This is a genomic window from Arthrobacter sp. CMU6, assembly GCF_059090205.1.
This window is the reverse complement of the sequence record NZ_JBNHFL010000097.1, coordinates 1-471: the sequence shown is the minus strand read 5'-3', so window position 1 is coordinate 471 and position 471 is coordinate 1. Positions and strand designations below refer to the sequence as shown.

Below are 471 nucleotides of genomic sequence, written 5' to 3'. Positions count from 1 at the left end.
AGCCGCAGGCTTCCAGTTCCCACTCGGACAGGATGAACTCGTTCCAGGAACCGACGGGCTTGGAGTTGATGAACCTGCACCGCAATCGCGGCCATTCATCCTTCATAACCTTCATGGAGGACGCCGGCCAGGACTCGACCGCTTCCATGACCGTAAAAGGCGTTTGATGAGGGGTGGTTGTCGTCATTGTCTTCTACCCATTTCTCGGATGTGGAACCTGCTTTGAGCCCGATATGGGGGGCAGTCGCAGCAGATCGCACCATGTGATCTAAGTCACGGTGCTTTTGTACACCTTTACACGGACGATCGTCTAGGTCAATGGTCCCGCTTCGCGGACATAGCGCATTCGCATCGAGAAAATCCGAAGTGGACAGTTGACTTATACGGATGTTCATGTGACAGTTTGGGGAACGAATCACAAGTGATGAGCATCACAAATGGCTCGCGGTTGATCCGTTGCATCGGCCCTGA

General features: G+C 53.7%; 1 pseudogene. It reads right to left on the bottom strand.

The features are described from left to right. Positions 1-187: pseudogene (locus tag AC5RWD_RS23220) on the bottom strand (hypothetical protein); the annotation flags it as partial. Positions 188-471 lie beyond the last annotated feature (284 nt).